Source organism: Streptomyces yerevanensis (assembly GCF_000716805.1).
Taxonomy (GTDB): domain Bacteria; phylum Actinomycetota; class Actinomycetes; order Streptomycetales; family Streptomycetaceae; genus Streptomyces; species Streptomyces flaveus.
In genome coordinates this window covers 21,188-31,144 of record NZ_JNWJ01000081.1, presented here as the reverse complement: position 1 = coordinate 31,144, position 9,957 = coordinate 21,188, and the positions used below count along the sequence as shown (strand labels likewise).

Sequence of the window (9,957 nt, the reverse complement as noted above, 5' to 3'; positions counted from 1 at the left end):
CCGGACCGCGACACCTCGTGGCTGCCGGGCAGGCAACGCCTCGCTTTAGACAGCGTGCGCGGTCTTGGCGCTCATGGTGGTGGCGGTCGCGTGGGTGCCTGACTGTTTTGCCCACGTCGTAGCGGGTGGCAGGATGTCGGTTCTTCGAGCCGAGCGGTCTCCCGGGACCGGGCCGGTTGGGTTTCGGCGCACGGGCCGGGCAAGTTCGGGCGGAGGTTTCTGAACCCCCGGCGGACCCGGGCGGGGGTGAGCCGGCCGGGCTCGGCCGGCTTCTCCCAAGGGCGGCGGAGGTCGGCGGCCAGCGGGCGGGCGAGGCGGAGTTGGGTGTGGGCGGCGACGACCAGCCAGGTCCACCGGTCCGCCGCCTCGGGCGTGCGGAGCTTCGGGCGGGTCCAGCCCAGCGTCTGATTGATCATCCGGAAGGTGTGCTCAAGATCGAATCTGCGCAGGAACGCCTGCCAGCGCAGGTCGACCTCCTCGCCCGACAGGCCGGTGGCCGACGTCCACAGCCAGACGGGGAGTGGATCGTGGCCGCCGGGCAGGCGGTCGACCTGAAGACGGATCAACGTGCCTTCGATGACGGGGAGTTCGCCGGTGTGGTCGATCCACGCCGATCGGGTGGTCAGACGAGGATGGATACGGTCCCAGGCCATCGCGCGAGCGGTGCCATAGCGGTCGGTGACCTGCTCGGTCGCGGCGTCAGGCTCGCCCCAGGTGTCGGGCTTGGCGAAGCGGAACTCCTTGCCGTGCTTCGGCGGTCGTCCGCCTTGTGGCGGGGAGATCCACGGCATTGGGACTGGCTTGCGCATCACGCGGTCCGTGCGCATCCGTCCGAGGACCTCCACCAGCAGTCCTTCCAGCAGGTAGGCCAGGGGCGGAGCGTCGTAGCCGGCGTCGAAGACGACCAGGATGTCGCGGTCACCGACGTGCCAACGGCCCATGTCGATGAGGTCCTCGACCACCCGGCGGACCTGGTCGGCGGTGACCTCGGCGACGTCGTCGGTTGGCCCCAGCCGCAGGGCGTCCAGGATCTGGCACCAGGAGGTGCGGCCCGATTCCAGCGCAGCGACGAACGAGTAGGGCCAGCCGGGGATGAACTGGTCGCTGGAGCGTCCGCTGCGCCCGTAGACATGGCAGAACAAGCGGTCAGGGCTGGTCGGCGCGTCCGGGCGCAGCCAGTTGCTCACGTCAACCGCGAGGACGAGCCGGTTGTCGGCGGCCTTGGGCTGCGGCAGCACGGCCAGGGCGCGGCGAAGCCCGTCCACGTCGATACGGCCGTGGTTCAAGGCGTCGTACAACGCGCCGTGCCCACGGCGGTGTTCGGCCAGCAGTGTCAGGTCGACCGGCGAGGTCACCGGCCCGTTCTCGCAGAGCATCGCGTCCGTGAGCTCGAACAGCGTGTCACCGCGCCGGGTCAGACACGCGTAGAAGTCCTCCCGGAAGTGTGACGCGAAGTCGAACGCTTCCCGCCGGGCATCGTGATGCAGCAGACTCATTCCCCCACGGCCTTCGTGCTGGTCAGGTGCGTCTTTGGTCGGAGCACAGGGTCAGTCGAAGGCCGTGTTCACGTCCGGGAAATCCCCGTACGGGCGATCATGCTCGGCGCATTGTTCGAGGCCCAACCGCAAGGGCGGCCTCAGGGCAGAATGACGTCGTCATGGACACGCATCCCCTCCAGCTCGCCGCCCACGGCCTTGTGCTTCGTGCATGGACGAGCGGTGACCTCGCCGTCATGCAAGAACTGTTCGACGACCCCGATGTTGCATACCGGACCCCGTTGGAGTCACCGTTCGGCCAGGCCGCCGCACTGCGATACCTGCACAGCACAGAACGGGCCCGACGGGACAACGACCGGATCCACCTGGCCATCACCACCGATGGGCACCAGGTACTGGGAGAAGTCCTGCTCAACCGTGCCACTGGCAGCATCGGCTACATCGTCGGCGCCGCCCACCGGGGGCAACGGCTGGCAGTACGCGCTCTTCGAACGATGACCGAGTTCGCGCACACCACCCTCGCCCTGCCGAAGGTGATCCTTGAGATCGAACCTGACAACCAGCCCAGCATCGCCGTCGCACGATCGGCCGGCTTCCACCCGTCCAGCTCGGCCCCCGAGACCGTCACCGACAAGGGCCGGACCTACGACCTATTCACCTGGGAACACAACCTGACCGCCGCCGATCGAGGTTAAAAAACAAGCTCAGCTGGTGTGAAGGATCCGAAAGCGATCGGGTTGCGCTGGATCTCGATCAACGACTTGGATTGGCGTCCCAGCCCATTGCCAGACGCTGATGCCTGGCGTGCGGGAGAACTGGATCTGACCACGGGTGCCTTCGACGGCAACGCGCGGCCAGGATTCGGCAATGCGCGCCCGGTCCGCGCCGTGAGAACGCAGCACATCGGCGAGGACGGCGACCGTGTCGTAGCCCTCGAAGGCGACGAAGGAGGGCGCTTCGGCCAGCCGCTCGCGCAGGGCCGTCTCGACTCGTGCACCGAGTGAGCCGAGGCGCTCGGGCAGGTAGCGCAAGAACGGGATCGCGGCGCCGTCGTCGCCCAGCAGCGCCGCCCACTCGGCGAACTCAGGTTGCCCTGCCGGAGCACCAATCATGATCTCGGCCAGGCGCTGGTCGCGGCGGACAGGCTTGACGATCGACACTGCCGGCTCCGGGTGGCCGACCAGAAGAAGGAGGGCTGTCGCGCGATGGTCGACGAGTTCGTCGCACACCGCCGTGGGGGTGAGCGCGCTCATGTCGAGTTCGATGACGGTGCCGCCGCGTGGAGCGAGGTAGTCCCGCAGAATGCGGGTCCCGGATGCCCAGTAAACACTCGGCTGGGCTGCTACGGCGATACGACTGTGGCCCACACCGAGGAGGAAGTCCGCGTAGACCTGCCAGCCGCGGGACTGCGCCGGGGCGAGGCGCGCGACCCATTCCGTCGGCTGTTCGGTGAGCGCGTCGAGAACCGCTGACGAGCAGAGGAACGGCAGGCCGAGGGCGTCGGCCCTGGCAGCAGCCGCGCGAGCGACGATGCTGTGATACTCCCCCGCCAAGGCAGCCACGCCCAGGCGAGCCAATTCATCCACGGCCGCTGCGGCCCTCTGTGGATCAGCCGCGGTGTCTCGGACCACCAGCTCGAGTGGTCTTCCGGCGATCCCGCCGGCGTCATTGACTTCGCGAACGGCCAGCTCAAGTCCAGCGAGCAAGTGTTGGCCTGCCTCGACCCAGCCGGGCCGAGTCAGCGGAACGAGAGCGCCGATCCGGACGGATGACCCGTCAGTCTGCTCCGCTCCAGGCGGCGATGGTGGCGTATTCATGCGTTGGCGTCCCCCGCGTGACGATTCGGTTGCGGCTTGTCCGGATCGCAGAGCGGCAAGGCCCGGTAGTACGCGTTCATCTCATCTCGCCGGGGCGGGCGAACCTGGGTGATCATGCCGGACATTGCATCCACCACCATCGCCAACCGGCAACCGATTATTTGTTCAGGTGCCCGGACTGCACCTGCGGCCTCTTCCTCGCCGGACCGAACCTGCGATCCGCACTCCGCGCACCGCCTGACCTCGCGTCAACCCCCGAAGGACTTCCAGAGCGGACCACATAGGACACGGTCTTAGAGTTGCGGTCGTTGGACGACTCCGATGCTCCCGCCGTCGGACAGTACGGAGGCCATCCCCAGCTTCCCCCGGACGTTGAATGGTCCGGCTTCCCGGCTTTCATCGCGTCGGTCGACTGTGCCGCGGTTCCGGTCGGCGACCTGGACATCCAGCTGCCGGAGGACGGGCATCTACTGTTCTTCGCCAACAACAGCGAGCCGAGCTACGCCCCCGACCCGCGCGAGCACCCAAGTGGGCGCTGTCAACTTATCGAGTGCGTCGTCGGGTGAAGGTGTGTCGGGGTGTGGTGGGGCCGGGTTGCGGCTATGTGCTCAGGCCGCAGCGGGCTGGCCGGTGACTCCGGTTACCTGGTCCCAGGTCGCGAAGCGGACGGTCATCTCGGCCCGGTGGTCGGGAGCGGTCATCAGATGGCGGCGGGGGCGGAAGTGGGGCGAGATGCCGCTGAACGCGGACAGGAACCGCTGGGCTCCGCCGGTGCTGCGGAAGCCTTTCATCGCGCGTTCGCGCTGCCGGGTCGGTTGGTGGCTGTTCTCGGCCCGGTTGTTCAGGTACCTCGACTGCCGGTGCTCCACCAAAGGCATGACCTTGCGGTGAGCGGCGCCGTAGGAGCGGAGCCTGTCCGTGACGATCACCCGCGGCACCGCACCCATCTTCTTGAGAAGGCGACGAAAGAAGCGCCTGGCCGCGGCCTTGTCGCGGCGGTTCTGCACGAGGATGTCCAGCACCATCCCGTCCCGGTCGACGGCCCGCCACAGGCAGCGGCTCTGCCCGTTGATCTTGATGAAGACTTCGTCCAGGTGCCACTTGTCGCCGCGCCGGGGCTGTCGGCGGCGCAGCGTGTTGGCGTACTGCTGCCCGAACTTCAGACACCACTGCCGGATGGTCTCGCAGGAGACGCACACGCCGTGCTCCAGCATGAGCTCCTCGACCTCGCGGAGGCTGAGCGGGAAGCGGTGGTACAGCCACACACGGTGGGGGATGACCTCGACCGGGTACCGGTGCCCCTTGCACGACGGCGACCCGCTCACCATAAACACCCCCCCGGCATGATCAACCCTAAGATCGTCCCACCCGGTCAACCAACGTGACAGCGCCGGCTCGGGTGCTGCCGAGTCCAAGGTCGATCTGTACTCCCGACGCTCCTGCGGGTCGGTGCCCGCCACCGGCCGAGGGGCCGGCTCCAGCGCAAGCAGCGGACGAAGGCGCTCGTCCCGCGGACGGTCAAGCCCCGAGATGCAGGGTCATGCTCCGCTGGGCATGTTGGGGCTTACTGGAACCAGGCGCAGCAGGGCGCCGGGAACGACCGCAGGAGCTCGAGACGGACGGGCATGCACATCAGGAGTCAGCCGTGGCGATGGTAGGACTGTTCTGGATCACCGAGGGCTCCGTGTACGTGGGTTCCCCGCCGGACGCGGAGGGGCAGTGCGTCCGCATCACCTCCGAAGGGGTACAGGCACGGGGCCCGGACGGCATCCGGGCGTGGCCGTGGTCGATCCTGCGCTCCGCGGGCGTGGAGGCCGTGCCCGTCGGGAGCGGCGCAAGGAGCGGAGGCCGATTCCTGGCGGCGGTGCTGGAAGCGGTGGTCGCGGCGGGGGCGCTGGAAGCGGTGGGCACGCTGGGCTCCAGCTACGGCGGCGAGGAGCCGCCACAGATGTTCCTGGTCCTAGAGACGGAGGTCGGTACGGAGGAGGTGCAGGTGCCGGCGGCGACCAAGGGCTACACCTCCCGGGAGATCGCCCTGTCCCAGCACCTCCTGGCCTGCTTCCGGGAGGGCACGGCAGACCCTCGGGCCCTCACGGCCTGGGGCCGGGACCATGGCGGTGGCACACCGAAACCGCCCGAGCGCGAAGCCCTCCTGCGGAAGTGGACACACGCGTGAGCCCGGCGGGCGGACGGCTCAAATCTGAAAGGCCGGCGCCTGTCCGGCAGCCCGAATCGCCCGGAGGCCCTGGGGCTGACGCTTGGGCGGCGCGGTCTCGTACAGCGGCGCGGTGATCTCGGGGCAGCTCACCGTCCTCGATGCGCTCAGCGGCGTCCTGGAGGGCCTCATGACCGACCTGATGGCCCGCCGCCTCACCGGCGAAGCCACCATCTCCTGGCACGACTCGATATCTCGGGATCAAACACCAATTACAGGATGAAACATCGGGAGAAAACGACCTCTTAAGTGCGGGCGCCGAAGGCTGCAGCGCCTTCCCGTCCGATCCGCTGGTTGTCTGCGGCGTAGGGCCGCAGCTCGGCCTCGTAGGCGGCGAATGCGGAGGCGTGGTCAACGCCCGCGGAGGCCAGGTGCCGCGCGAGCGTCCGGGCGCCGATCAGCGCCTGGGAGGTGCCCATGCCCGCGGTCGGTGCGGCGCAGTATCCGGCGTCGCCGACCAGCACGACCCGTCCGTTCGACCAGGCGTTCAGGTGGACCTGGCTGGAGGAGGAGAAGTAGAAGTCGTCCGCGGCCGACATCGCGTCCAGCAGCTGTGGCACCACCCAGCCGTGGTCGGCGAACGCGGCCCGCACTGCCCGCTCCTGCTCGGAGCGCGGGCACCGGTCCAGGGTCGGTGCGGCGGTGGCGAAGGACAGGCTCACCGACATCCGATCGGCGTCCGTGGCGCTGAAGGCGTAGAGGGCCGTGCCGTCGCCCTGCTGGAGCACCCCGCTGTGGTCGAGGCCGAGGATGTTACCGGTGGTGAGTCCGACGCCTGACATGCCCAGGTGCTGCAGGATCCCCTCGTGGGGGCCGAACGCCAGTCGCCGTACCGTGGAGAACAGCCCGTCCGCGCCGACCACCAGGTCGACGTCGCGGGGCGCGCCGCACGCGAACTCGACGGTGATGCGGTCCGGGTGCTGGGTGAGTGCGGTGATCGAGTCGTCGAAGACGTAGGTGATGTCAGGCTCGGTGAGGCGGTACAGAATCCGCGTCAACTCCGGCTTGGGTATCTCCAGTTCACCCGCGAACGCTTCGGCCGGCAGCCGTCCGACCTCGATGCCCTCCGCGTTGACCAGCGCGGTGCCGCGCATCTTCGTGTCGTGCCTGCGCACCTCGTCGAGGACACCCATCTCGGTCAGGACGTCGAATGCGGCGCCGCGGAAGTCCACCGCGTAGCCGCTGTCGCGCAGGCCGGGGGCGCGCTCCACGACGGTCACATCGAAGCCGTCGCGGTGCAGGAAGTGGGCGAGGGCCGCACCGGCGACGCCGGCGCCCGAGATCAGAACCTTGGTGTCGGTCATGTGAAGGACCCTAGCCAGAGTTTGACCATTTGGGCAATCCATTTGGATGAACCATATGGGCAAGTCTGCGCTATGCTCACGTCATGGGAAACAAGGAGGACCTGCTCGCCGGCGCCAAGCAGTGCCTGGTCGAACGCGGTTGGGCCCACACCACGGTGCGGGACATCGCCGCGGCGGCCGGCGTCAGCCACGCCGCCATCGGCTACCACTTCGGTTCACGCGAGGCGCTGCTGACCCAGGCGCTGGTGGACGCGGTCGACGAGCTCGACGGCGCGCTGGAAGGGCACGGCGCACTGGATGGTCCGGCGCGCTGGCAGGCACTGATCGACAGTTTCACCACCCACCGCGCGCTGTGGGTGGCCCAACTGGAGGCCGTCGTACAGGCGCAGCGGTCGGACGTGGTGCGCGAGCACCTCGCCAAGGGCCAACAACAAGCCCGCGAGGGACTGGGCGGATCGGTGCCACTGGCCCTGCTCGGCGGACTGATGCTGCAGTGGCTGGTGGATCCGGAACACGCGCCCTCAGGGACAGAAGTGGCCGACAGCCTGCGCACCCTCACCGAAAGTCCGTGATCCTCAGCCACACCACAACTCCGGGCCTGAGCACGATCTGCCAGTGAGCGCGATTCAACCCGAAGTTGCAGGCCCTGAGGCTGGCCTGGACGGTCGCATGGCGTCGGCCAAATCAAAGGGCGTATCCCCTCACCGCTACCCGGCCCCTTACAGAGGCGCGGCGGGGGGCGCCGGGGGCTCGGGGTACTCGTCCTCCCCGTACTCCTCGGCGAGTTCCCGCACGCCCACGTCCGGGGATGCGCGGGCCGCCTCACGCCACTGTCCCAGCAGGTCGAGCGCACCGACATCGTCCAGCAGAAACGCCAGGGCCCGCATGGAAAACTCGTCGGTCGCCTCCTCGCGCAGCGTTGCGGCCGTCAGAGGGACCAGCTCGGTGTGCAGGGCCTCGGCGTATGTGTGTCCGGAGCCGCTCAGCCTGCGCAGCACGAGCCGGGCGAAGATGCCGGGCCGTCCCAGGCTCAGGGAGCAGGAGTAGAGCTCGGGCACGACGGCTTGTACCAACTCCGGGCGGTTCCAGCCCACGTCCTTGAGCAGCTGCAGGGCGGCAAACAGGTCGCCTCCGTCGTTGAGCGCGTTCCGCACGGCTGGCAGGGGGTCGGTCTCGAACAGCATCCGCTTGGCCTCGCTGTACGTGTCGTTCGCCCGGACGAAATCGTCCCAGGCATCCTCTGCCTCGCTTTTCTCTTCCTTCCAGAACCAACCCATTGTTTCCCCTCCGGGGTACAAGCTCTCCTGCCGCCGACGCTGGCTGTCCGCTCCGACGACCGGTCCCATACCTCAGACCAATGAATCCAGGGATGAGTTGCTCTTCTGGTCCGAGGCGATCACGCACAGTGCCACGACCTTGAGCGGAGCGGACCGGAGCCTCCACCAGGAGAGACCCTTGGACCCGGCCGCCGTCACTATTGTGAACGATCACGTAATTCGGCTCTGTTGCTGATCTTGTGATCGGGCGGGTCATGATCTGTGCAGGACGCGGGTGTGAAGCAGGTCGAAGTTGGCCCGGCCGTACCCAACCCTTTGATCCGTTTGACTCACGTGTTCTGCCCCTCGACCTGGCCGGAGCTCCAGGAGCTGGACAGGCCGGCGATGACGGCGGCCTGGTCCTGGCGCAGGCCGTTGACCAGGGAGTGGAGGGCGGGCAGGTCGTCGTGCTCGACCTCGACGCGCTCCATCCACGCGGGGGAGCTGGTCGCCGCTCAGGTCGCGCACCATCGCTGCGAAGTCGCGGACGTGTCGGGTCGTCGCATCGAGTTCGGGACAACCGGCACGGATCTCTTTGAGGGCCAGGGCGTCCTCGTCCGGGAGGTCGTCGGGGTTCGTCATGATCCATCGGGCGACCGCCGTCGCTGAGCACTACGCATGGTGGACCGCCCGTCCATCCTTGGCCCCAGAGCGGGTCTGCGCCGAAGCCGAGGCCGTGCTCGCCACGCTGAGCGTGCTCGCGCCAAAGGTCACGACCTTGGCTCCAGGTGAGCAGAGCATCGCCGTACAACTAGCCCGCACCGCGGCTACCTCGTTCGCCGCGGGCCGACACTGGAGCGCTTGGAAGCAGCTGCTGCGTTCCGGTGTCGATGCCGCCCGGCTAGCCGGTGAACCTTCCGAACAGGCTTACTTTCACCACGAGTTGGACATCCTCGCGCTCTGCGACAGCCAGTACGACCGAGCCTGCGCCGAACTGGAAGCCGCCCTCGCCCTGCACGGCGCGCTCGCCGACAAGCCCAGCGGCATCGCCGACCACCGCGCGCTCACCCTGGTCGCCGACCGCTCAGCGGCCGTGCCGCTCAATCAGTGACGGTGACCATTGCCCTGGCGGCTGCCCTCGGAAGCGTGGTGCAGCCTGTTCTGACCTGGATCTGGGGCAGTTGGTGGCTACGCCCTGAACGTAGCCACTCGTGAGGTCCGCCCGTTGCGTATGCCAGCCACGGGCGCCATCTCCTTACGGCTGGGGGCTCTCCAGCTTGTCCAGCTCCTCGTCGACGGCGGCGCCGAGCTGGTCTTTGGTGATCTCGCCGACGTACTGCTGCACGGTCTTGTCGTCGACGCCGACGCACTCGGCGGGCCGCTTGTCGCTCGTGGCGCCGTTTTCGATGGCGTCCTTCATCTGCTTGGTCATGGCTGCTTTGCAGGCGCTGGGGTCGGCTTTGGTGTCGTCGCTGTCGCTGTCGCTGCTGCTGCAGGCGGTGAGCGGGGCGAGGAGTAGTACGGCGATGGCCGTGGCTGTACGGATGCGCATGGTCCCCCCAAGGGCGTGTGTGCTGACAGCGCATCATGTGCCGTTTGGGAGTTCCGTGTGGCCGCTGTGGCCGGGTTGTGACACGACGAAGCCCCGGCCGGGGGCTTGAGTTCTAGTGGTCGTCGCAACACCCCAGCTCAAGGGGTGCGATGGACTTCCAGATTCGACCGAGGCGAAAGCATCAGGGCCCGGTCAAGCTCCGGCAAGAACGAGAGACATACTTGCGGCTAGTGTCGCAGGGGATGAGCAATCGGGAAGCGTGCGAGGTCGTTGGAGTCAACGAGCGCACCGGGCGGGCCTGGCGCAACGGACGCTTC

The 9,957-nt window shown here is 68.1% G+C and carries 12 protein-coding genes and 1 pseudogene; 6 read left to right on the top strand and 7 right to left on the bottom strand.

Annotation, left to right across the window (positions count from 1 at the left end; genetic code table 11):
• Positions 1-91: 91 nt before the first annotated feature.
• Positions 92-1,496: pseudogene (locus OP79_RS50065) on the bottom strand (NF041680 family putative transposase); the annotation flags it as partial.
• Between the two features lie 161 nt (positions 1,497-1,657).
• Between OP79_RS50065 and OP79_RS43790 the strand changes: the two are divergent.
• Complete coding sequence (locus OP79_RS43790) at positions 1,658-2,191, top strand: GNAT family N-acetyltransferase (RefSeq protein WP_033328732.1); 534 nt, start codon at positions 1,658-1,660, stop codon at positions 2,189-2,191.
• A gap of 9 nt (positions 2,192-2,200) precedes the next feature.
• Here the strand turns inward: OP79_RS43790 and OP79_RS43785 are convergent, their stop codons facing one another.
• Positions 2,201-3,313 (bottom strand): ABC transporter substrate-binding protein, encoded by a 1,113-nt coding sequence (locus tag OP79_RS43785; protein ID WP_033328731.1) that lies wholly within the window; start codon positions 3,311-3,313, stop codon positions 2,201-2,203.
• Positions 3,314-3,621: 308 nt separating this feature from the next.
• Between OP79_RS43785 and OP79_RS54660 the strand changes: the two genes are divergently transcribed.
• Positions 3,622-3,879 (top strand): DUF1963 domain-containing protein, encoded by a 258-nt coding sequence (locus tag OP79_RS54660; protein WP_033328730.1) that lies wholly within the window; start codon positions 3,622-3,624, stop codon positions 3,877-3,879.
• A 42-nt stretch (positions 3,880-3,921) separates the two neighbouring features.
• Here OP79_RS54660 and OP79_RS43775 read toward each other — a convergent pair whose 3' ends face one another.
• On the bottom strand, positions 3,922-4,641 hold the full coding sequence (locus OP79_RS43775; protein WP_033328729.1) for an IS6 family transposase: 720 nt from the start codon (positions 4,639-4,641) through the stop codon (positions 3,922-3,924).
• Positions 4,642-4,958: 317 nt separating this feature from the next.
• Between OP79_RS43775 and OP79_RS43770 the strand changes: the two genes are divergently transcribed.
• Positions 4,959-5,489, top strand: a complete 531-nt coding sequence (locus tag OP79_RS43770; protein WP_033328728.1) for a hypothetical protein — start codon at positions 4,959-4,961, stop codon at positions 5,487-5,489.
• A gap of 82 nt (positions 5,490-5,571) precedes the next feature.
• A complete protein-coding gene (locus OP79_RS56610; protein WP_033328727.1) occupies positions 5,572-5,751 on the top strand; it encodes a hypothetical protein in 180 nt (59 codons plus the stop codon).
• Between the two features lie 22 nt (positions 5,752-5,773).
• Here the strand turns inward: OP79_RS56610 and OP79_RS43760 are convergent, their stop codons facing one another.
• On the bottom strand, positions 5,774-6,832 hold the full coding sequence (locus OP79_RS43760; protein ID WP_033328726.1) for an FAD-dependent monooxygenase: 1,059 nt from the start codon (positions 6,830-6,832) through the stop codon (positions 5,774-5,776).
• An 83-nt stretch (positions 6,833-6,915) separates the two neighbouring features.
• Between OP79_RS43760 and OP79_RS43755 the strand changes: the two genes are divergently transcribed.
• On the top strand, positions 6,916-7,404 hold the full coding sequence (locus OP79_RS43755) for a TetR/AcrR family transcriptional regulator (protein ID WP_033328725.1): 489 nt from the start codon (positions 6,916-6,918) through the stop codon (positions 7,402-7,404).
• Between the two features lie 147 nt (positions 7,405-7,551).
• Here the strand turns inward: OP79_RS43755 and OP79_RS43750 are convergent, their stop codons facing one another.
• Positions 7,552-8,109 carry a hypothetical protein gene (locus OP79_RS43750; RefSeq protein WP_033328724.1) on the bottom strand — a complete coding sequence of 186 codons (558 nt, stop codon included), beginning with the start codon at positions 8,107-8,109 and terminating at the stop codon, positions 7,552-7,554.
• A gap of 329 nt (positions 8,110-8,438) precedes the next feature.
• Positions 8,439-8,579: a hypothetical protein gene (locus OP79_RS55685; RefSeq protein ID WP_157857478.1), complete on the bottom strand. Its 141-nt coding sequence runs from the start codon at positions 8,577-8,579 to the stop codon at positions 8,439-8,441.
• 209 nt (positions 8,580-8,788) lie between these two features.
• On the opposite strand from OP79_RS55685, the gene OP79_RS43745 reads away from it, so the two are divergent.
• The gene (locus OP79_RS43745) at positions 8,789-9,199 is read left to right on the top strand and encodes a hypothetical protein (protein ID WP_157857477.1); all 411 of its coding nucleotides are present in this window, start codon (positions 8,789-8,791) and stop codon (positions 9,197-9,199) included.
• Positions 9,200-9,343: 144 nt separating this feature from the next.
• Here OP79_RS43745 and OP79_RS43740 read toward each other — a convergent pair whose 3' ends face one another.
• Positions 9,344-9,640, bottom strand: a complete 297-nt coding sequence (locus OP79_RS43740) for a hypothetical protein (RefSeq protein WP_033328722.1) — start codon at positions 9,638-9,640, stop codon at positions 9,344-9,346.
• Positions 9,641-9,957 lie beyond the last annotated feature (317 nt).